This is a genomic window from Xanthomonas euvesicatoria pv. euvesicatoria (assembly GCF_020880415.1).
GTDB classification, from domain to species: Bacteria; Pseudomonadota; Gammaproteobacteria; order Xanthomonadales; family Xanthomonadaceae; genus Xanthomonas; species Xanthomonas euvesicatoria.
The window spans coordinates 63,457-85,044 of record NZ_JAJIUJ010000111.1 but is presented as its reverse complement, the minus strand read 5'-3'; the positions used below and the strand labels follow the sequence as shown (position 1 = coordinate 85,044).

General features: G+C 66.2%; 21 protein-coding genes. 3 read left to right on the top strand and 18 right to left on the bottom strand.

Features of this window, described 5'->3' with window-relative positions:
- The first annotated feature begins 22 nt into the window (after positions 1-22).
- Entirely contained in the window at positions 23-1,396 is a 1,374-nt protein-coding gene (locus LN450_RS19310) for a virulence factor (protein ID WP_011346857.1), read from the top strand.
- Between the two features lie 291 nt (positions 1,397-1,687).
- On the opposite strand, the gene mprF is transcribed toward LN450_RS19310, so the two are convergent.
- Positions 1,688-4,252 carry a bifunctional lysylphosphatidylglycerol flippase/synthetase MprF gene (gene mprF, locus LN450_RS19305; protein ID WP_031421814.1) on the bottom strand — a complete coding sequence of 855 codons (2,565 nt, stop codon included), beginning with the start codon at positions 4,250-4,252 and terminating at the stop codon, positions 1,688-1,690.
- A gap of 92 nt (positions 4,253-4,344) precedes the next feature.
- Here mprF and LN450_RS19300 point away from each other — a divergent pair, with 92 nt between their 5' ends.
- A complete protein-coding gene (locus LN450_RS19300) occupies positions 4,345-5,223 on the top strand; it encodes a DUF998 domain-containing protein (protein WP_011346859.1) in 879 nt (292 codons plus the stop codon).
- Between the two features lie 10 nt (positions 5,224-5,233).
- The gene (locus LN450_RS19295; RefSeq protein WP_003485457.1) at positions 5,234-5,581 is read left to right on the top strand and encodes a RidA family protein; all 348 of its coding nucleotides are present in this window, start codon (positions 5,234-5,236) and stop codon (positions 5,579-5,581) included.
- Between the two features lie 157 nt (positions 5,582-5,738).
- Here LN450_RS19295 and LN450_RS19290 read toward each other — a convergent pair whose 3' ends face one another.
- From LN450_RS19290 to LN450_RS19210, 17 genes are all read right to left on the bottom strand, one after another.
- Positions 5,739-6,812 (bottom strand): SAM-dependent methyltransferase, encoded by a 1,074-nt coding sequence (locus LN450_RS19290; RefSeq protein WP_011346860.1) that lies wholly within the window; start codon positions 6,810-6,812, stop codon positions 5,739-5,741.
- Positions 6,813-6,829: 17 nt separating this feature from the next.
- Positions 6,830-7,612 carry a DUF1295 domain-containing protein gene (locus tag LN450_RS19285; protein ID WP_003485452.1) on the bottom strand — a complete coding sequence of 261 codons (783 nt, stop codon included), beginning with the start codon at positions 7,610-7,612 and terminating at the stop codon, positions 6,830-6,832.
- Positions 7,609-8,154, bottom strand: a complete 546-nt coding sequence (locus LN450_RS19280; protein WP_011346861.1) for a DUF2878 domain-containing protein — start codon at positions 8,152-8,154, stop codon at positions 7,609-7,611. The genes LN450_RS19285 and LN450_RS19280 overlap by 4 nt, the downstream gene beginning before the upstream one ends.
- A complete protein-coding gene (locus LN450_RS19275) occupies positions 8,151-9,446 on the bottom strand; it encodes an SAM-dependent methyltransferase (RefSeq protein ID WP_011346862.1) in 1,296 nt (431 codons plus the stop codon). Before LN450_RS19275 ends, LN450_RS19280 begins: the two co-directional genes overlap by 4 nt.
- Positions 9,443-10,327, bottom strand: coding sequence for a DUF1365 domain-containing protein (locus tag LN450_RS19270; RefSeq protein ID WP_041855036.1), 885 nt, complete (start codon positions 10,325-10,327; stop codon positions 9,443-9,445). Before LN450_RS19270 ends, LN450_RS19275 begins: the two co-directional genes overlap by 4 nt.
- Positions 10,327-11,577, bottom strand: a complete 1,251-nt coding sequence (locus tag LN450_RS19265; RefSeq protein ID WP_041855037.1) for an NAD(P)/FAD-dependent oxidoreductase — start codon at positions 11,575-11,577, stop codon at positions 10,327-10,329. The genes LN450_RS19270 and LN450_RS19265 overlap by 1 nt, the downstream gene beginning before the upstream one ends.
- Entirely contained in the window at positions 11,574-12,572 is a 999-nt protein-coding gene (locus tag LN450_RS19260) for an acyl-CoA desaturase (protein ID WP_005911662.1), read from the bottom strand. Before LN450_RS19260 ends, LN450_RS19265 begins: the two co-directional genes overlap by 4 nt.
- 224 nt (positions 12,573-12,796) lie before the next feature.
- The gene (locus tag LN450_RS19255) at positions 12,797-13,630 is read right to left on the bottom strand and encodes an anti-sigma factor (RefSeq protein WP_005924881.1); all 834 of its coding nucleotides are present in this window, start codon (positions 13,628-13,630) and stop codon (positions 12,797-12,799) included.
- Positions 13,627-14,190, bottom strand: coding sequence for a sigma-70 family RNA polymerase sigma factor (locus LN450_RS19250; RefSeq protein ID WP_003485439.1), 564 nt, complete (start codon positions 14,188-14,190; stop codon positions 13,627-13,629). The genes LN450_RS19255 and LN450_RS19250 overlap by 4 nt, the downstream gene beginning before the upstream one ends.
- A gap of 58 nt (positions 14,191-14,248) precedes the next feature.
- Complete coding sequence (locus tag LN450_RS19245; protein ID WP_005911668.1) at positions 14,249-14,617, bottom strand: hypothetical protein; 369 nt, start codon at positions 14,615-14,617, stop codon at positions 14,249-14,251.
- An 85-nt stretch (positions 14,618-14,702) separates the two neighbouring features.
- Positions 14,703-15,491: a hypothetical protein gene (locus tag LN450_RS19240; RefSeq protein ID WP_011346866.1), complete on the bottom strand. Its 789-nt coding sequence runs from the start codon at positions 15,489-15,491 to the stop codon at positions 14,703-14,705.
- Between the two features lie 613 nt (positions 15,492-16,104).
- A complete protein-coding gene (gene rnfB, locus LN450_RS19235) occupies positions 16,105-16,533 on the bottom strand; it encodes an Rnf electron transport complex subunit RnfB (protein ID WP_008578248.1) in 429 nt (142 codons plus the stop codon).
- A 1-nt stretch (position 16,534) separates the two neighbouring features.
- Entirely contained in the window at positions 16,535-17,125 is a 591-nt protein-coding gene (locus tag LN450_RS19230) for an HAD family hydrolase (RefSeq protein ID WP_008578249.1), read from the bottom strand.
- Positions 17,126-17,499: 374 nt separating this feature from the next.
- Positions 17,500-19,584, bottom strand: coding sequence for a methionine--tRNA ligase (gene metG, locus LN450_RS19225; protein WP_011346869.1), 2,085 nt, complete (start codon positions 19,582-19,584; stop codon positions 17,500-17,502).
- A gap of 246 nt (positions 19,585-19,830) precedes the next feature.
- On the bottom strand, positions 19,831-20,280 hold the full coding sequence (locus LN450_RS19220; RefSeq protein ID WP_011346870.1) for a DUF2147 domain-containing protein: 450 nt from the start codon (positions 20,278-20,280) through the stop codon (positions 19,831-19,833).
- Between the two features lie 89 nt (positions 20,281-20,369).
- On the bottom strand, positions 20,370-20,933 hold the full coding sequence (locus LN450_RS19215; RefSeq protein ID WP_011346871.1) for a hypothetical protein: 564 nt from the start codon (positions 20,931-20,933) through the stop codon (positions 20,370-20,372).
- Entirely contained in the window at positions 20,923-21,468 is a 546-nt protein-coding gene (locus LN450_RS19210; RefSeq protein WP_011346872.1) for a hypothetical protein, read from the bottom strand. The genes LN450_RS19215 and LN450_RS19210 overlap by 11 nt, the downstream gene beginning before the upstream one ends.
- Between the last annotated feature and the right edge of the window lie 120 nt (positions 21,469-21,588).

The window sequence follows — 21,588 nt, the reverse complement described above, 5'->3', positions numbered from 1 at the left end:
CCACTTTTCCCGATGGTGCGACATGCGACGACTTGAAATGTGGAGCGCGCTCTGCGGCGCGGCGATGTTGACGCTGTCGGGCATGGCCGCCGCGCAGGCGCCGGAACCGGTCAGCCACGGCCGTTTCGAGCAGGTGCCGGTGCTGATGCCCAAGGGCGAGCCGCAACGGGTGGTGATCTGGCTGGCCGGTGCGGGCGATGCCGCCAAGCGCCAGGCCCAGGCAGAAAGCCTGCGCGCCGACGGTGCGATGGTGGCGGTGGTGGACACCGCGCACCTGTACGCAGTGCTGCGCAAGGCTGGCGGCACCTGCACGTTCTCGGTCGGCGACGTGGAAAATTTCTCGCGTTACGTGCAGGCCTTCTATCACATCCCCACCTATCGTCTGCCGCTGCTGGTGGGCGATGGCGAGGGCGCCGCGTTGGCCTATGCGATCGCGGCTCAGGCCAAGCCGCACGTCCTGGCCGGCGTGCTCACCGACGGGCTCTGCCCGGCCACCGTGTCCAACCGGGCAATCTGCCAGCCGGGTGTACGCCCGGGGACCAACACGCTGTTGCCGGTGCCGTTGCAGATTCCCTGGGTGCTTGCCGCCAGCCAGGACAAACGCTGCCCGGCGGCTGCCGAAGAGGGTTTCCTCAAGCAGGTGCCGCAGGCGCGAACCTTCCGGCGCTCTGCCAAAGGCGACATCCTGCCCGGCCTGCGCGCCGCGGTGCGTTCGCTGGGCGAGCAGAAGGGCGTGGCGTTGCCGCCGCCGCCGGGCGGTCTGGCGGATCTGCCGGTGGTGGAACTGCCGGCCAAGCCCGATGGCGACAGCGACGACGACACCTTCGTGATCTTCGTGTCCGGCGATGGCGGTTGGGCAGGCCTGGACGAAGAGGTGGCCGATGCACTCGCCGCGCAAGGCATTCCGGTGGTCGGCCTGGATTCGCTGCGTTACTTCTGGACCGAACGCACCCCGCAAGGCTTTGCCGACGACCTGGATCGCATTGCCCGCATCTATGCGCAGCGCTGGGATCGCCAGCGCGTGGTACTGATCGGCTTTTCGCAGGGCGCCGACGTGCTGCCGGCGGCCATCAATAAACTGCCCGCTGCGACCAAGCAGAACCTGCGTATGACGGCGCTGCTGTCGGTCGGCAAGCTGGCCGACTACGAGTTCCACGTCAGCAACTGGCTGGGCTCGGACGACGAGGGCCTGCCGATCGCGCCGGAAGTACAGCGTCTGCCGGCCGGCACGACGGTGTGCATCTACGGCCAGGACGACGACGATGCGCTTTGCCCGAACCTGCCCGCAAACGTGGCCAAGCGGGTCGCACTGCCAGGCGATCACCATTTCAAGGGCGATTACACGACCCTGGCCAAGACGATCATGGACCAGTTGCACACGCTGTCGAAGCCGTAAGGCCGGACAGTGTTTGATCTGAGTGCGCCGACCGTGTCCTGGTCGGCGGCGCGGTGCCGGGTCCGGAATCGCGACACGCTGTAAACCCGTCCTGGAAGCTCGATGGCGGCATCCATGCCGCCCCACATGCGCTGGCCCGCGGACGTGGCACCGCGCTTTCACGGTCTGCGGCCGCTGCTCCGCACACCAGGATTGCCGGAAACGGCGTGCTCCTGCATTGTCAATCCGCTACGGTGGGCGCCAGCGAACGCGGCCAGACCTGCATGTTCGGCGCCAGCGTCGCGCGCGGGCTTACTCCTGCCGCCCAGGATCGGCCGAGATCAGGCGGGTGACATCCAGCAAGGCGGCCGGCAGATGCATGCCGCCGGGGGCGACCAGGTAGCGTGGACGCCAGGTCGGGGCGAACTTCGATTTGAAGCGGCGTAGACCGCTGAATCCGTAGAAACGCTCGCCGTGCCGCGCGACCAGGCTGGCGAAGCGGTTCCAGCGCCCGGCCAGGCGATGTTCGGCCAGGCCCGACAACGGCGCCATGCCCAGCGAGAACCGCGTGTAGCCGTTGGCCTGGCCCCACAGGAACAACTCGATGAACAGGAAGTCCATGGTGCCCTTCGGTGCCTGCGCGCTGTGCCGCATCAGGTCCACCGACAGTTCGCCGCCGGCCGGTGCCCACCACACATTGGCAAATGCCACGATCTGGCCTTCGACCTCGGCCACCGCCACCGGGAAGCGACGCAGGTAATCCGGATCGAAGCTGCCCAGCGAGAAGCCTTTCTCTTCGCCGGATTTTTCTTCCAGCCATTGTTCCGACACCTCGGCCAGGCGCGGCAATACCTCCTCCACCTGTTCGGGCGGCAGCATGCGGAAGCTCAGGCCGCCGCGCTTGCCGCGGTTCCAGGCCTGGCGCAGGTCGGCACGGTCGCGGCCTTCCAGGGTGAAACCCTCCAGCGGCACGATCGCCTCTTCGCCCAGCTTGACCAGGGTCAGGCCCATGTCGAGATAGGTCTGCCAGTACCGTTCGCCGACCTGGTAGAACACCGGGCGCAGGCCCATGTGGTCGGCCTCTTCGCGGAAGCGCCAGATCAGCGCGCACGCCACCTCCGGCGGACCGACCGGGTCGCCCATGGAAATCAACGAACCGCCATAGCGCTGCATCATCACAAAGCCACGGCGCTGCTCATCCAACAAAAACGCCTTGTCGCCGGTCAGCGCCAGGCAGGCCTGGGTATCGGTACTGGTGGCCAGGATCGGTGCCAGCGTCTGCAGCGTCTGCGCATCGGCCGCCGGCATCGGCCTGCGTCCACCACGCAGCAGGCGCGCCATGCCGAACACGATCACGCCCACGCACAGGATCAGCGCGGCGCGCAATGCACGCGGCGCATTGGCCGAGGTGGCGAACTGCCACCACAGATCGTTGCTGTATTCGACATGGCTGTAGACGAAGAACAGCAGCCAGAACGTGGCCACCAGCACCAGGCCCAGGTTGCTCAGCCAGCGCCACGACCAGGCTTCGTCCAGCAGCGCGCCCTGGCGATAGAACTCGCGTCGCGCCGCCCACAGCGCAACCGCTGCCAGCGCCGCCGACAACGACACCGAGATATGGCTGCCGCGCAGCAGCGCCAACGGCGGCAGCAGCAAGCACACGCCCAGCGCCAGCACCCAGGCCGCATGGCTGCGGCGCTGCAGGCCCTGGCCGATCAGCAGCAGCATCATGCCGCCCAGGCTGACCAGCAGATGCGAGGTTTCGATCAGCGGCAGCGGCGCCACTTCCTGGCGCGCGCGCGGTGTCGGCAGGGTGCCGTCGATCACCAGCGCGGCACCCACTGCAAACACCGCCAACGCCAGAATCTGCGGCAGCCACGGGCGCAGGGTCTTCCACACGGTGCGCGCGGTGCTGGCGCCGACGCGTACCGGCGCGCGCAGCCCGGAGGCGGCCGCCATGGCCACCGAGATCAGCAGTGGCACGATGTAGTACGTGACGCGGTAGGCCAGCGCCGCGGCCAGGACCGCGGCGGGAGTCACGTGCGGCAGCAGTTTGAGCAGGCTCCACTCGAACACGCCCAGGCCGGCCGGCACGGTGGAGATCAGCCCGGCCACCACGGCCACCAGCCAGATGCCGATGAAGCCGAAGTAGCCGGTACCGGGGTCCGGCGGCAGCAGCACGTAGAACGCGGCCGCGGCCAGGCCCAGTTCCACCACGCTCAGTGCGGTGACGCCCAGCACCGTGGTGCGGTCCGGTAACCAGAACCGGTGGGTGCGGATGCCGAACTCGCGGCCCTGTTTGCCGACCAGCGCCAGCATGGCGCTGTAGCCGACCAGCAGGGCGATGCCGGCAATGCGGATGGCCTGCGCAGTGATCGGCAACGCGCGCGCGGCCGCTTCCGGTTCCAGCAGCAATGCCAGACCCAGCAGCACCCAGGCCCCGAAGATGAAGCCCAGGGTGCTCATCAGCACCACCTGGCCAATCTCGGCCAGGGTCAGGCCCACGCTGCCGTAGCCGCGCAGGCGCACGGCGCCGCCGGTGAGTGCGGCAAAGCCCAAGGTCTGCCCGACCGCATGCGCCATGAAGGCGGTGATGCCCACCCGTGCCGGATGCAGCTGCTTGCCGGTGCGCTTGAGCCCCACCCAGTCGAAGCCCACCAGGCACGCGTAGCTGCTCAGGCCGAGCAGCAGCGTCAGTGCGATCTGCCCCGCGCCCAGCGCACGGAACGCATGCCGGATCTGGCGGTAGCCGTGGTCGGTGAACTGCGACGACAGCGCATGCAGGGCCATCGCCAGGATCGCCAGGCTGATGATGACCGGCAAGGCGCGACGCCAACCGCTGGCGGACGTTTCGGAAGACGCGGGGGTATCCGTCATGAGGGCAACGGGATCTGCTGAAAGGGAAGGAGGGTGCATGCACGAGGTGTGCCGCGCGCGCGTTTGCAATGCATGGGCCGGTCGGGTTGAGGGTGCATGCAGCGTGGTTGCGAAGGTGCCGACATCCAGTGAACGCGTGGTTCGATCGTACCGACACAGTGTCCGTGCGGGCCGGCCGCGCGCATCATAGGGCAAAGCCGCACACGCGTGCCGAACGAACACGACAGGACAGCCATGACAGTTGGAAGGCAGACAGGCTGCTGATGCGCACTCCACCCGATTCCCCAACGTTTGCGCCGCACGCGCGGGCCATGCCGCCGCGCTGGAGCGGCCACGCCGGCCGCGTCGCCGCCATCGCGGGCATGGTCTTCATCGGGCTGGTGCTGGTGCTGCAATGGTTGCGCCGCGATCTATGGTGGGTGGATGCGCAACTGAGCGCCTATCTGCACGGCCCGTATGGTTTGTTGCTGCGCACCGCCTACTGCCTGCTGGCCGCCAGCATGGCGTGGTTGGCGCGGGGTCTGTATGCGGCGTTGGCGCCGGCTGCGCGTAGCCGCACCGTGCTGGGTTTGTTCTGGATGGCGGCAGTGGGCCTGTGCGTGGTCTCGATCGGCGACAGCTGGATGCCCGAGCTGGCGCCGGAGGCGGCCGCGATGGTGCATGTGCTGTCGGCGGATACGACGTTTCTGTGCGTGATTGCGGCAGTGCTGCTGCAGTCGTGGTACTTCCGGCGCGATGTGCGGTGGCGTGCGCACTTTCCTTCGGCCTTCCTGCTGGGCTGGGCAGCGTTTGCTGTGTTGCTGTTCCATGTCACCGTGACCAGCGCACCCTTGGGCATTAGCCAGAAGATCGCCATCGTGCTGATCGTGGTCTGGATGGTGCGCGCGGGCACCGTGTTGGCGCGCTGCGAGCGCGACGGGGCTGCACGCCTGCCGCATTCGCGGGACAATGCAGGGGTCAATCAACCGTAGGAAGCCTGAAATGCTGCAGCGATTCGATGCGGGTCCGCGTATGTCCGAAATGACTGTCCATGCCGGCGTGTGTTACCTGGCCGGCCAGATTGCCGAGGACACCAGCCAGGACATCACCGGGCAGACCCGCCAGGTGCTGGGCGAGATCGACAAGCTGCTGGCGCTGGCGGCCAGCGACAAGACCAAGATCCTGCGTGCGGAAATTTTCCTCGCCGACATCGCCGATTTCGATGGCATGAACGCGGCCTGGGACCAGTGGGTGCCGCACGGCTTCACGCCTGCCCGCGCCACCGTTGAAGCCAGGTTGGCGCGGCCGGAGTGGAAGGTGGAAATCGTGGTGACCGCTGCGGCGGGCTGATCGCACCACCGGGTGCGGCACTGGATGCGGTGCGCGCGATGGCACGCACCGCTTCAGCGCAACCAAGTGACTGCTGCGCGGTTGTCGCAGTGCGCGCACGTACGCGTGGTGCAAGGGTGGCCGGCAGTCATGGTCGCAACAACTGCCGGCGGTGCAGTCAACGTTTGACGAAACGGTAGTGCGCCACGCCCCATTCGCGGCCCTGGTCGTAGCCGAACAATTCCGCGCAGGCCAGCCAGAACATCCGCCAGCGCTGCCACCAACGCTGCGCGTCGTCGCCGTAGGTCTGCTTCAACAGCGGCATGATCTGGCCGCGGTGGCGGTCCTGGTTTTCCAGCCAGGCGTTGGCGGTCTTCTCGTAATGCTCGCCCGACAGCAGCCAGCGTTGTTCGATCACCACATCCTGCTGGAAATGCAGCAGGGTATCGGCCGCCGGCATCAGCCCGCCGGTAAAGAAATGCCGGCCCATCCAGTTGTCTTCGCCGGCCACTTCGAACGGGTAGGCCAGATCGCGGTGGCAAAAAATGTGCACGAACAGCTTGCCGCCCGGTGCCAGCCAGCTGCCGACGCGTGCGAGCAGGTCGCGGTAGTTGCGCATGTGCTCGAACATCTCCACCGAGACCACGCGGTCGAAGTCGCCCGATGGCAGGGTCAGCGCGTTGACGTCGGCAGTGATCACCTGCACGTTGCTCAGCCCGCGCACGCGACACTGCTCCAGAATGTGCGCGCGCTGCGGGCGCGAGTTGGACACTGCCGTGATGCTGGCGTTCGGATAGCGCTCGGCCATCCACAGGGTCAACGAGCCCCAGCCGCAGCCCAGTTCCAGAATGCGTTGACCATCGGCCAGTTCGGCGCGCTCGCCGTACAGCGCCAGCATGCGTTCTTCGGCGGCATCCAGATTGGGCGTGGTGGCGTCCCAATAGCAGCTGCTGTACTTGAGCCGGCGGCCCAGGCACAGGGTGAAGAACTGCGGCGGCAATTCGTAATGCTGGCGATTGGCCGCATCGGTTTCGATCGCGATCGCGCTGGCCCGCAGGCTGTCGATGAAGGCGCGCTGCCGCTCGCCGTTGACATCATCGGCATCGTTGCCGCGCTCATCGCGCAGGCGCTGCGCGCACAGGCGACGGATGCCGTGGCGCAAGACGGCATCGGGCAGCACACCGGATTCGGCGAGCCGCGTGGCGAAGGCTTCTTCAGGCTGCGCGGAGGGCGGGACGGTAACGGTAGACATGCAACTCTCCAGGCAACTCAGGACGAAGGGGGAAGTGGAAAGAACGCGCTGGTGCTGCGCTGGTACTGGGCATAGTCCTCGCCACGCGAGCGCAGCGCCTGCTGCTCGGTGTAAGGAATGCCGGTGAAGCGATACAGAAACACGAACATCACCACCGGCCCGAGCGCGCACAGCGCCACCGGCCACGGGCCGGCACCGACGGCCAGCGCCAGATACGCGAACCAGTGCACGAACTCGAAAAAGTAATTGGGGTGGCGCGAATAACGCCATAGACCAGTGCGGCAGGTCTTGCCGCGATTGGCCGGGTTGGCCTTGTGCGCCGACAACTGCCGGTCCGCCAATGCCTCGCCACCGACCGCGATCAACCACACGACGATCGCGATGCCTGTCCATGCGCTCCATTCCGCGTGTGGATTGCTCGCAGCGGCCAGGAACGGCACGGCGAACAGCACCACCACCACGGCCTGGGCCAGGAAAAAACCGAGAAATTTGCCCTGGCTGCCATTCCAGTGCTCGCGCAACGCGCGGTACCGGCCGTCTTCGTGCGGGTCGCCGAATACGCGCACGCCCAGGTGCAGCGCCAGACGCGCCCCCCACACGCCCCCAAGCACCGCCACCAGCGCGCGCGGAAGCAGTGCGCCATCGGCCATCCATGCGCAATACGGCGCCGCCAGCGCCAGGCAGCCCGCCCACAACACATCCACCGGGCCGGCGTTGCCGCTGCGGCGTTGCCACAGCCAGCCGACCACCATCACCACGCTTGCGAACACGCCCACATGCAGCAGTGGCCAGGCAGTCATTGCAGTTCTCCAGTGGGGTCATCGGGCAATGGTCGCGCCAGCCGGCGTGCATACAGCGACAACACGCCGCAGGCCACGCCCCAGCCGATGCCCACGGCGAGCACGGCATGCAGGTAGGGCGGCTGAAATTCCGCCGCGTGCCAGCTGCGTTGCGCCAGCCAGTACGAAAATGGCCCGAAGATGGCGCCCAGCACCACTGCCAGCCACGGCCGCTGCATTGCCGTGGCCAGCGAATGGTTGAGGGTGAGCGCAAAGCCCAGCCACAACGCCAGGATCCACGGCGGCGCCAGCAGGCTGCCCGGCCACGGCGCGGCGTAGCGCACCCAATTGCCCGCTGCCAGCGTGGTGTCCAGCAGCAATCCCAGCGACAAGGCTGCTACCATCAACTGCACGTCGCCGGGTGCGCGCCGCGCTGGCCACAGCTGATACAGCGCAAAGACGGCCAGCGCCAGCAGCGTTGGCCAGATGCGCGCATGCGCAGCGGAGCTGACCGCTATCAGCCACAGCACCTGCATGCCGAGGTAGTTGCCGAGCTGCTTCATGCGTTGGCGGTGAGGCCCGGCACGAATTGCGGCGGGCGTGCACCGGGCTTGTTTAGCCACAAATGCACATCGCCGATCGAGCGTTCCAGAAAACCGGCCTCGCAATAGGCCAGGTAGAACTCCCACATGCGGATGAAGCGCTCGTCGTAACCCAGCGCACGCACCTGCGGCAACTGCGCCATGAAACGCTGCCGCCACGCGCGCAAGGTCAACGCATAGCTCGGGCCGATGTCTTCCAGGTTGAACAGGCGCAGATCGCTGGCGCGCGCGACCGCGCCGGTCATCGCCGCGACCGACGGGATGAAGCTGCCAGGGAAGATGTGCCGTTTGATGAAGTCCACCGAGTGCAGCGCCTGCTTGTAGCGGTGGTCTTCGATGGTGATGGCCTGGATCAGCGCTTCGCCATCGTCGGCCAGCAGGCTGCCGACCTTGGCGAAGTACGTGTCCAGATACTGGTGGCCGATGGCTTCGATCATCTCGATCGAGACCACGCGGTCGAAGCGGCCTTCCAGGTCGCGGTAGTCGCGCAACAGCACCGTCACCCGATCGCTCAGACCTGCCGCGGCGATGCGTTGGTTGGCCAGCTCGAACTGCTCGCGGGAAATGGTGGTGGTGGTGACGCGGCAGCCGTGCTCGCGTGCGGCGTACAGCGCAAAGCCGCCCCAGCCGGTACCGATCTCCACCACATGATGGTGCGGCGCCAGACGCAGTTTCTGGCAGATGCGTTCGAGCTTGCGGGTCGCCGCGCGCTCCAGTGCCGCTTCGCCCTGTGCCTCCTCGCCGTCGACAAAGATGGCCGACGAGTACATCAGGTTTTCATCCAGGAACAGCTTGAACAGCGGGTTGCCCAGGTCGTAATGCGCGGCGATATTGCGCCGGCTGCCGCTGCGGGTATTGCGCGCAAACGCATGCAGGCTGCGCATGGCCAAGCCGCCCAGGCGCGCGGTGCCGGTCTCCATCGCGTCCAGCCGCTCGCGGTTGCGCAGCAGCAGCCGCATCAACGCCACCAGGTCGTCGCACTGCCACTGCCCATCCATATACGACTCGCCCGCACCGACGCTGCCGTTGAGCGCCGCCTGCCGATAAAAACCGGGGTCGATCACGCGCAGCTGCATCTGCAAGGCCTGCGCGCCCGTGGCCGTGCCAAGCGTGGCGACAGTACCGGCTTCATGCAGCTGCAGCTGTCCATCGCGCAGTTGCCCAAGCGTGGCCAGCAGGCGCTTGCGCAGCAGACGGTCCGTCCAGGAGGCCGCGCGCGGCGCAGCGTGATCGGGCAGGGACGTGGCGTTCATCGGGGTTCTCGCACAGGCGGGTGAGGGTGGTCGTGGACTGGGTTGCCGCGCAGCCACAGGCGCAAGGCCTGCCAGTGGATGGCGATCACCACCCACACCGTCATCAACGGATAAGCCAGCAACGTGCACGCCAGGTTGCGCGCGGTGAGCGGTTGACGTTGCAGCACCAAGGTGGCGTCGAAGCGGCGCGTACTGCTGTTGTCGATGGCACCGCCGGCATCGTCGCCAACGACGTCCAGCACATCCATATGCACACGCAACTGCGCATCCGGCACGCTGAAGCGCCAGTCGTAGCGCTGCTGCATGCCCATGAACGGCGAAACGTGGAAGCGCTTGTCGAAGCGCCACGCATGCACATCGCGATGCGTGCGCGCCTGCGCCACCGGCAGCACGTAGGTATGGCGTTGCTGCCAGGGCGTGTTGGTGATTTCTGCCACGATCCAGCGCAGGCTGTCGTGGCGATCGAAGCAATAGTAGAAGCTGACCGGGTTGAACACGTGACCGAAATAGCGCAGATGCGTCAGCAGCCGGATCGCGCCCTCGGGGCGCTCGCCGGTGTGCGTGTGCACGCAGTCGCGCACCGCCTGGTCCAGCGGAATGCTCGCATCGCCCAGATAGTCGCTGCGCCGGAACTGCGCCAGATTGGCGCGCCCCACCGACCACAACCAGCGTCGTGCGAACACCTGATCCAGCTCGGACAGATCCAGATACATCAGGAACAGGCGATAGCGGAAATGCAGCGCCTTGGGCATGAAGCGCCGGTGCCGCACCCAGCCGGTGTAGATCGCGCTGCGCAATGGCCTCGCCACGCGACCGGCGCCGCTGCCCTCGGTAGGGGGCAACGGCACCGCGTCGTGGTGGGCGTCGCGCAGCAGCTGCATCACCAGTGCACTCCCAGGCCATGCGCGACGTCCACGCCGCTGCGCAGGCCGTCTTCGTGGAAACCGAAGCCCCACGCGGCGCCGGCAAACCAGGTGTGCTGCACGCCCTGGATCTCGGCCTTGCGCGCTTGCGCCGCCACTGCCGCCGCGTTCTGTACCGGATGGCGGTAGCGCATGCGCCGCAGCACCTTGCCGGGGTCGATCTCGTGATTGCGATTGAGGCTGACGATGAACGGCTGCGGTGACGCGATCGACTGCAGTGCGTTCATCCAGTAGCTCACCGTGCAGGCGGCGTCCGGGTCGGCCGGCACGTGCGCGTTCCATGCTGCCCAGGCGCGACGGTCGCGCGGTAGCACGCTGGCATCGGTGTGCAGCACGGTGTCGTTGTCCTGGTAGGTGATGCCACCGAGGATGTGTCGTTCGGCCGGCGTGGCGTCGCTGAGCAAACCCAGCGCATCGTCGGCATGGCAGGCCAGCACCACGTGGTCGAAATGTTCCTCGCAACGCGAAGCCTTCAGCACCACGCCATTGGGCGTGCGGCGGATTGCCTGTACCGGCGTGGACAGGCGCTCGATCACCTGCCAGCGTCGCCGCAGCGCACGCACGTAGCTGTTGGACCCGCCACGCACCACCTGCCACTGCGGGCGCCCGCTCAGTTGCAGCATATGGTGATTGGCCATGAAGCCGATCAGCTGGCCCATGGGAAATTCGAGAATGGTCTGCGAAGGCGAGGACCACAGCGCGGACGCCATCGGCACCAGGTGCTGGTCGCGGAACGCATCCGAATAGCCGTGCCGCTGCAGATACGCGCCCAGCGTGCTGAAACGCTCGTCGCTGTGCAGCACCGCCGGTGCCTGGCGATAGAAGCGGCGCAGGTCGGCCAGCATGCCCCAGAAGCGCGGGCTGAGCAGATTGCGGCGCTGGCAGAACAATCCGCTCAGGCTGCCGGCGTTGTATTCGAGCCCGCTGCGTGCATCGTGGACCGAAAAGCTCATCGTGGTCGGCTGCGCGGCCACGTCCAGCTCGGCGAACATGCGCGTGAGCAGCGGGTAATGCTGCGGATTGAACACAATGAAGCCGCTGTCCACCGCATAACGCTGACCTTCCAGGTCGATGTCGTGCGTGTGCGTATGCCCGCCCAGATAATCGGCGGCCTCGAACAAGGTCACCTCGCAGCGCCGCGACAACAGCCACGCTGCACCGAGGCCGGCGATTCCGCTGCCGACCACGGCAATTCTGCCATCGCTCATCGCTTCACCCGTTCGGCGCGCTGGGTGAGCAGCTTCGGCATCGGCTTGAGGTCCCACACCAGCCCCACCCACGACATCGCGGTGAGTCCGTACCAGGTCATGTCGTATTCCCACCATCGCAATCCCTGGCGCGCCGAGCCTGGGAAGAAATGGTGATTGTTGTGCCAGCCTTCGCCGAAGGTGAGCAATGCCAGCAGCCAGTTGTTGCGGCTGTCGTCGCGGGTGTCGAACCGCCGGCTGCCGAAACGATGCGCCAGCGAGTTGATGGTGAAGGTGGCATGGAACAACGCCACGGTGGAGATCACAAAGCCCCACACCAACAACTGCGCGCCGCTGGTTTTCAGCGCGGGCGCAGCCACTGCCAGCCAGTCGCCGAGCAGGTACAGGCCCAGCGCCAGCAGCACCGGCATCACGATGTCGAAGCGGTCCAGAAAACGCAGTTCGGCAAAGCGGCGCAGGTCGGGAATCACTTCCCAGTCGGTGCGGAAATTACGCGGGGTCAGGAACCAGCCGGTATGGCTCCACCAGAAGCCGTGCTGCGCCGGCGAATGCGGATCGCGGCCGGTGTCGGTATGTCGATGGTGGTTGCGATGATGCGCCGCCCACCACAAAGGCCCGCGCTGCACGCAGGTGGCCCCGATGGCGGCGAACACGAATTGCAGCACCCGCGACGTCTTGAACGCGCGGTGCGAGAAGTAGCGGTGGTAAAAACCGGTGAGCGCGAACATGCGCAGCGCGTACAACGCCACCGCCATGCCCACCGCAAACCAGGACGCACCGACCCAGAACACCGCCAGGCAGGCCAGGTGCAAGGCGATGAAAGGCACCGCACGTAGCCAGTCGATGCGATCGGCACGCGCTTCGTCCAGGGGCTCGTCGGTTTGCGAATCCACCCAGCGCCGCAGGCTGCCGACGCGTGCGGCCAGCCCGCCACGCGGTGGTGCGGTGGCGGGCTGCGGCGCTGCGGCGTGAGGGTCGAGGCCAGTGCTCGGCACGCGTGATTCTCCATAGAGTAGTCGTGACCCAGTACGGACGCTGCCGGCAAACAGATGCACCAGGCCGCTTGATCGTCGCACGCATGGGTGGGGTTCGCTTGGCGTCGCGAACGAATCGCGCAGCTGCGCACACATTGCCCGCGTCACAGAATACCGGCGCGGATGAGGCTGTCTTGGAGAGCCCCGCCTGCGAAGTGGCCGCAGGCGAGGTCAGGCGCGCTGGATCAGGGCGCCATCGCCAGCGTGCTGATGCCGCCCTTGGCCACCACGGTGCCGGTGGCAACGCCACCGGGTGCGCCGCCTGGCGGCTCCAGCGTGACGGCCAGAATGGCCTCGTTGCTCAACATGGGCATCAACTGATCGGGAATCTGCGCACGGCGTGCACGTTGATCGTCGAAGGTGCCCATCGAATGCGCCTTGCCATCGGGGGTGATCAGCCACAACTCCGGCACCTTGTCGGCGGTGGCGGTGCGGTCCAGCGGCGTCACCGTGATGGTGTGCTTGTCGGCGTCCATCAAGGCCACATAACCCGGGCGACCGTCTTCGGTGGCCAGGGTCGAGGTCATGGCGATCCCGGTCGCGGCAGGTGGATTGGTCGCAGGCGGGGTGACCGGGGTCTGCACCACTTCGCCAGTGTGCGGCGGCTGCACCGGTGGCGGCGGCGTACGCAGATTGAGCAGGGCGAGCACGCAGACCGCTGCCGTGGCCAGGCCACCGACGCTGGCCCAGCGCCAGAACCGCACGCTGTTCCACAACGGCGCTGCAGGCGCGGTCGTGCTGACCGGCGCTGCAGACGGCACCGCGCGCAAGGGCGTATCGAAGCCCAGCGCCTGGCGCACGCGTACCCACACCTGATCCGGCGGCGTCTGCGCCACGATTTCTTCCAGCAGCGGCGCCAGCAGTTCCTGCCACTGCAGCACTGCCTGGGCGAACTGGCCGTCGGTGGCGATGCGTTGTTCGGCCGCCAGGCGTTCTTCTGCGCTCAGCAGGCCAAGCACGTATTCGCCGGCAAGCACGTCGCGCGGCGGTTCCTGGTCGATGGGAAAGGGCGTACTCATCGTTCCAGACATGCCTTGAGTTTGGCCAGACCCCGACGGATCCAGCTCTTGACCGTGCCGATCGGCGTATCGGTGCGCGCGGCGAGTTCCTCGTAGGTGATGCCTTCGAAGAACGCCGTGCGAATCAACTCGCTGCGTGGCGGTTCCAGTTCGGCCAGGCAGTGATCGATGCGCCGGCGCGTGCTCGCGCGCTCGGTGCGATCCAGCGGCGAGGCATCGCTGGCACGTAGTTCGCCGGCATCGTCCAGAGCCACATTGCGGCGCTGCGGCGCGTTGGCGCGCAGGTGATCGATCGCCTTGTTGCGCGCGATCATCGCCAGCCAGGTGAGCCCGCGTGCGCGGCTCGGGTCGAACTGCCCGGCCTTGTGCCAGATCAGCGTGAACACGTCCTGCAGCACCTCTTCGGCTTCGGCACGTTGCGGGATCATCCGCAGGCACACGCCGAACAGCTTGGCGGAGGTCTGCCGATACAGCGCTTCGAAAGCATGCCGGTCGCCGCCCGCGGTTGCGGTCAGCAGGCGTCCGGTCTCATCGTCGTCGTGGCCAGGAATGGCACTCATGCGGTCGGGCGTTGGGTGAGGTGGGGGCGATGCTACCGGACTGGGCCGAGCGTGTCTTTCACTTACGCTGGAACCACAGCAGCACCGCGGCAAGCAACAACAGGATCTCCACGCCGGCAAGCGCAACCGTGGGTGCGGAGACCGGCCACAAGCGCGATAGCGAGACGCTGCGGAACAGCACGATGGGGACATAGAACGCCAGGGCGACCACCAAGCCGGTGCGGGCTTGATCGATCCACGCGAAGTAGCCGAACAGGAACGCCATGCCCAACTGCAACCCGCCGTAGATGACCAGATACTCCGATTGCCCGGCCGGCGAGAGCTGGGTATAGCCCACCGCCGTTGCGGTCTTGGCCGGAGAGAGCGTGCACCACACCGCCAGGACGAAGTAGAGCACTGCATTGATCCAGAGATAGGCTTTTGCCACGACGGTGCTCCTGTACGGGGAATGGGTGCCCGGGCCGTTGTACGCAAGCGCGCGTGGTCGGACGTGAAGATGGCGCGGGCGTGGTTCACGAGGCGCTGCACGAGGTGGCCAGCGGCTGCTCGCGCGCCTGACGTACTTCCTCGGCACTGGCCGCGCGCGCAGGGGTGTCCGGAAAGACGATGCGCACGCGCGGATAGCGGCCGTTCGCATCGCGCAGATTGCCGACTCCGCGGAACTCGAGCAGCCGCTTGTCGGCGAGCGAATAACGCACCTCCAGCGATGGCACCGCCGCGCCGTACCAGGCATCCAGACTGATGCGGAAGCGCCGCTGGCCGGCGGCATCGCCTAGGCGTTCGACCCGGAAGCCCAACTGCCGCTGCAGGCTGGGCAAGACGAAGTCCACCTTTTGCGGCGCGCGTGCAATGGGGTCCCATTGGTCGCGCAGATAGGCGTCGAACCCGGCATCGATCACCCGCGCGCCGCCGCCAGGCGGCAGCGTGGTGCGGCGTTCGGGTTTGCCTGGGGCGAGCTGATACATTTCGCGTGCGCCATTGCGTTGGCGCACGCCTTCGCGATATCCGTCGCGTCCATCGATCAGGCTGAAATCAGGCGAGCTGCCGCCGCCATCGACCTGCTTGCGCGCGAACGCTCGCCCGTCCGGGCAGCGGTACAGCACCAGCCGCCCGCCATCGTCGAGCAACCAGTGCGACTCGCGATATCGCAACGCGCCGCTCTCGCCATCGAACGCATCGCCGTCCACCCGCGTCACCGCGGCTGCGCCGAGCGGCAGGCTGCCCAGCACCAGCAGCAACAACGGCGGAATCGGCCGGCAACGGACGGTGAGCGCGGCGAGGGTGGCGGCAAGTGGACGCATCGGCAGATCCTCGATGGGAGTGCCTACCAATACGGGCGCGGCCGCAGCACGGATGCGCCGGCTGCGTCAGGACGTTCCTGACGGCGGGGTGGTGGGCGCTGGCGTGGCTGGCTTGGGAGTGGTTGGCGACAGTGCTGCAGCGGCACGGCCTCGTGTGGCAACCGGTGGTCTTGCCGCCATGGGCGAGCGAGAGTGACGGCAAGCGTGGTGGCATATGCCACGGCGCGCGCGTGGTGCAACGTTTCCAACGGTGGGCGCATGCGCGCGCAGCGCGATCAGGTCGCGCAGTCCGCGGTGGCTCGCGGCCACCGCTCCGCAGCGTGGCGCATCGACATGTCGGTGGCACACGTTTGCATGCGCATGCGACTGGCGCGCAGCCAAACGCGGTTGTAACCCGGAGATTCGGACCAATGCCAACCCGCTTGCGGCGGTGCCGATGTTCTTGATGCCTGCCTTCCAACCTGCATGCGGCAGGCCACTGATCGATCGGGGCATCGCCTGCCTGTCGCGCAGTTCGAAATCCGCCTTTCGCAGCTGGTGGTCATGCTGGACTGCGCGCCGATCCATGAACATGCAGGCATCGACTGGACGCGGTATCGCGCTGACCGCAGCCTCAGCCGGTCGGATGCAACTCGATGCAATCCACCGGGCACGCCGGCAGACACAGTTCGCAACCGGTACACAACGGTGCGATCACCGTGTGCATGTGCTTGGCGCCGCCGACGATGGCATCCACCGGGCAGGCCTGGATGCACTTGGTGCAGCCGATGCAGTCGGCTTCCACGATCCAGGCCACCTGCGGCAGTTTGTGTGCGCCGCGACTGCGATCGTAGGGACGTGCAGGCACGCCCAGCACCTGCGCCAAGGCGCGTGCCCCGGCATCGCCGCCGGGCGGGCAGTGATCGATCGTCGCCTGGCCATCTGCCATCGCCTGCGCGTACGGACGACAGCCGTCATACCCGCATTGCCCGCATTGGGTCTGCGGCAGCAGGCGGTCGAGGCGTTCGACCAGATCGGGTGCAGGGGCGGACGTCGCGGCCATTTCAGTGCAGCAGATGCCCGCGATACCAGCGTTGTTGCGCAAGCGCGAGCATCGGTTTGTCTTCGCGGCTGTCGCCATAGGCGTGCACGCAGTCGTACCGATGCAAGTCGTATTGACTGCAAATCCGCGCGACCTTGTGCGGCCCGCAATCGCCGTCGGCATAGCGCCCGCTCAGCACACCTGCAGCGTGTTCCAGCCGATTGCAGATCAGCGACAACCCATGCTGGGTACACCACGGTTGCAGATACAGATCCAGCGACGCCGACACCAGCACCACTTCATGTCCCTGCGCCTGATGCCAGTCGATGCGTTGCATCATCTCGCCGCGCAGCATGCCTGGCAGCGCGGTGCGCGCGTATTCGGCGCCATGCGCGTCCATCTCATCGAGCGAGCGGCCGCTGAAAACCAGCCGCGTCACCCGCGCGCGCAGTGCGGCGGCAGACACCACGCCCATCCGGAACCCCAGCACCCATGGCCCCGCCTGCCATCTGGCCGCCGCAACCTGCGCCGGCGTTGCCACCTTGCGCAGAAAACGGCCATAGCTGTCGCAGGTGGTGATGGTGTGGTCGAAGTCGAACAGGGCCAGGTGCATTGGGGCGTGGATGGTGGATTGGAGTTGGTTGAAGCCGTGCCGGATGTCCCTTCTCCCACCGGGACATTGTCCTCCTTCATGGGGGAGAAGGTGCCCCGCAGGGGCGGGTGAGGGTACGAGCGAAGCCACGTGCAGTGACAACCACACCAGAGCTTCGCCCCGGACCCTCACCCAACCCCTCTCCTGCAGAAGAGGGGCTTGAGAGCGTGCTGTTCGCGCATCCCTCATCAGTTCGTGTTTCCAATACGTTTTGTCAGCCTCTCAAGCTCACATCGGTGTGTGTGGATGTCGGGTATGGCGATTCTCAAGCTCGCAATCAGCAGACCTTGTAGACTCCGCTTTTACGATTCCCGATTTCCGATTCCCCAATCCCATCACCTGACCGGCATGCCCGGCTGTGCGCCGCTGTCGGCATCCAGCAGCGCCAGCGCGCCGCCGTCGAAGCCGGCCGACAAGATCATGCCTTCGCTGATGCCAAAACGCATCTTGCGCGGGGCCAGGTTGGCAATGAACACCACGCTGCGGCCGACCAGTGCGTCCGGCTCGCCGTAGCTGGCGCGAATGCCGGAGAAGATCTGCCGCTTGCCCAGTTCGCCGGCGTCCAGTTCGAAACGCAGCAACTTGTCCGAGCCTTCCACGAATTCGCACACCAGCACCTTGCCGATGCGCAGGTCTAGCTTGGCAAAGTCATCCATGCCGATGAAGCCGGGATTGGTGGTTTGGGATTCGGGATTGGCAACGGCGGCAGGCTTTGCGTCGGCCTTGCTCGGTGCGGGCTTGGTGGTGGTTGCCGGTGCTGCGGGTGCGGCCATCGTGTCTTTGGAAGCGTCGGTCATGGCGTCAATCAGTTTGGGGTCGATACGGGTAAACAGGGCGGTGTAGGGCTGGATCGTGTGCGCTGTCAGCGGGCGGACCACGTCTTCCCAACTGGTCATCGGCGCCGACAGGAAGGCTTCGGCTTCGGCGCAGGTGCGCGGCAGGATCGGCTTGAGCGCGGCCACCAGGATGCGGAACAGGTTCAGGCCCTGCGTGCAGACCGACTGCAGCTGCGCATCGGCGCCGTCCTGCTTGGCGATCACCCACGGCTTGGTGTCGTCGATGTACTTGTTGGCCTCGTCGGCCAGCGCCATGGTCTGGCGGATCGCGCTGGCGGCATCGTTGCGCTCGTAGGCCTCGCGGATCGGCGCCAGCGCGGCGACGAAGCGGTCGTACTGGGCGGCATCGGGTAGCGCATCAGCCAGCTTGCCGTCGAAGCGCTTGCCGATGAAGCCCGCGCAGCGGCTGGCCAGGTTGACGAACTTGCCGACCAGGTCCGCATTGACCCGCGCGATGAAATCGCCCAGGTTGAGGTCCAGGTCGTCCACGCCGCCGGAAGACTTGGCCGCGAAGTAGTAACGCAGCGCTTCCGGTTCCAGGCCGACATCCAGGAAGGTCCGCGCCATGACGAAGGTGCCGCGCGACTTGGACATCTTGGCGCCGTCCACCGTCAGGTAGCCATTGACGTGCAGGCGGGTCGGCGCGCGGTGGCCAGTGCCGTGCAGCACCGCCGGCCAGAACAGGCCGTGGAAATTGACGATGTCCTTGCCGATGAAGTGATGCAGCTCGGTCTGGGTGCCGGCCACCAGATGCGAGGCGAAGTCCTCGCCCATCTGCGCGCACAGCGTCTTGAAGCTGCACAGGTAGCCGATCGGCGCATCCAGCCACACGTAGAAATACTTGCCAGGCTGGCCGGGAATCTGGAAGCCGAAATACGGCGCATCGCGCGAAATATCCCAGGCGCGCAGGCCGCCCTCGGCATCCAGCCATTCCTTGAGCTTGGCCTTGACCCCGGGCAATGCCACGTCGCCAGCCAGCCACTCACGCAGGAATCCGTCGAAATGGCCCACTTCGAAGAAGAAATGCTCCGAATCGCGCAGTTCCGGGGTGGCACCTGAAATCACCGACTTCGGTTCCTTCAGCTCGGTGGGCGCATAGGTGGCGCCGCACACTTCGCAGTTGTCGCCGTACTGGTCGGGGCTGCCGCAGTTGGGGCAGATGCCCTTGATGTAGCGGTCCGGCAGGAACATGCCCTTGGCCGTATCGTAGAACTGCGCCACCGAGCGGCGGCTGATGTGGCCGGCGGCCTCCAGCTTGGCGTAGAAGGCTTCGGTGAGCTCGCGATTGACCGGCGAATTGGTCGAATCGTAATGGTCGAAGGTCACGCCGAACGCGGCGAAATCGCGCTCGTGGCTGGCCTGGATGTTGGCGATGAAGGCTTCCGGGGTCACCCCGGCCTTCTCTGCAGCCAGCATGATCGGCGTGCCATGGGTGTCGTCGGCACAGACGAACCAGGTCTTGTCGCCGCGCAACCGGCGCGCGCGCACCCAGATATCGGCCTGGATGTAGCCGACCAGATGGCCAAGATGCAGCGGGCCGTTGGCGTAGGGCAGGGCAGTAGTGACGAGTGCGGTGCGGGTCATGGCGGGCGTAATGCGGGGGACGCGCGATTATCGCATTAGTCGTGAGCCGGGATTGGGGATTGGGGATTCGTCAAAGCAGGATCAAGCCGCCTGCCTGTCGAGCCGCGCGGCGTTAGCCATCTCTGCAGCAGCGGCAGCCGTTGATCCTGCTTGCAGGCAAGCCCCAAAATGCGCCTGTGCACAAAAAAGGGCGCCCCGAAGGACGCCCGCTCTTGCAAATCCCGAATCACCAATCTCGAATCCCGATTACTCACGCACCCACGTCTGGGTACGGCCCAGCGCTTCGATGCCGACGTAGCCGCGCATCTGCAGCTTCTTGCCGCCGTCGGTGAGGGTGATCTTGGACTTGTAGGTCTTGCCCTTGGCCGGGTCGAGTACCGAACCACCGCTCCACACTGCGGTGCCGTTGGGCTTGAGGCCCCACAGGATGGTCATGCCCTTGATCGGCTTGCCCTTGAGTGCGCCGTCGCACTTGTCGCAGACCGGGTTGGGCCCTTTGGACGACTGCAGGATCTCGACCACCTTGCCGCTCAGCGTGCCATTGGCGGTCTGCTCGATCTGCACCACCGACTTGGGCTTGCCGGTTTCATCGTCGATGGTCGTCCAGCGGCCCACCGGCGAATCGGCCGCATGGGCCATCAGCGAAGCGGCCGCAAGCGGCAGCGCGAGCAACAGGGTCTTGAAGGTCTTGCGCATGGTTCCCCTCCCAGGGTTTGCTAGGGCCGCCGTCGGCGGCCTGATCGCGAATGTATACCGTGGGGTATGGTGCGGGAAAGTCAGGGCGTTCAGTTTGAAACGGGGCAACGCGATGCCGCCACCGTCTGCTCGGCCATGAGGCGTGTTCGTCCCTGCTGGGTGACGATGCGGAACATCTCCACCTCGCACTGCTGCCCTTGCAACAGGAGGGTGGCGACATAATCCTGGCCGGTCTCAGGGACAAAGCTGCGGCTTACGGTACATAGCGGTACGTTCACTACGCAGCGGTTGTCCATGCAGCCACCTGCCGACAGCGACAGGGTGATCGGCTCGGCTGCCTTGATCTGCGTTTCAGTCACGTAGCGTCCTCCGCTGACGGCAACGGCAGGTATCCCTATCTTCTGCCCTGCGCCCGTGCCGAACGGACCGGGCCGCGAGCTTGGCGCAATTCCGGCGCCACGGATCGCTCCGCCGACGCATGTGCGGTTTGGATAAAGCACGGGTGCGGGTCGTTCGGTGACCAAGCGGATACGCGCACGCGGCCCATCGCGTGGCTCATCGAAGGTCGACAAGGAAATCGACGCGCTGCGCGTCATCCCACAACCGGCCAGAAGCGCGACCAGTGCCGCGATCAGGATGCGTCTAGTCGGCATGGCACTCGCCTGAAATCGGAACAACTTCCAAATCTGCCGGGGCAAGGCCGGTCTTTTCGTCGATGACGGTAAGTAGGCAGCGTTGATCATCATAGAGCTGGCTAGCGACATAGTGCTCGCCAGGCGCGGGCGTGAATGTCACCAGGTTGGTGCAATTGTTTGTGGTCAGGCTCCGACGACGCGAGTCGAGCGTTTGCACCATTCGTGCACGTAAAAACAGCTGTCTGTCGGGGACAACCGAATACGCCTCGCGAGACTGATTGTTGCTCAACTTCCCGAGCACGCCGTTGACGGGCGGCGTCAGTGCGCCCAGAAATCCGCCATGGCCACCCTTTGCGCAGCTGGCATCGTCGAAGACATCGAAGTATTGGACCGGCTCGATGGGTATCGGGTTGGGCCTGGCGGGCTTGGCCAGCGTCAGGGTGGCGAACGGCTCGCCAGGTTTTGGCGCGACATAGCGCTTGGGGAAAAGAAAACCGCAGCCGGCAAGTACGATCGCCACGGCTACAACGATGCGCAAGATGAAATGAAACATGCGTCAGGTCCGGCATGGCGTACGTTGTCTGTGCCGCATCCATGCCTGCGACGCCACCGCGGCGACATGACGCCAGCCTCTTGATAACGGCCACTCGCCCCTGCGCTTGAGTCACGCGGT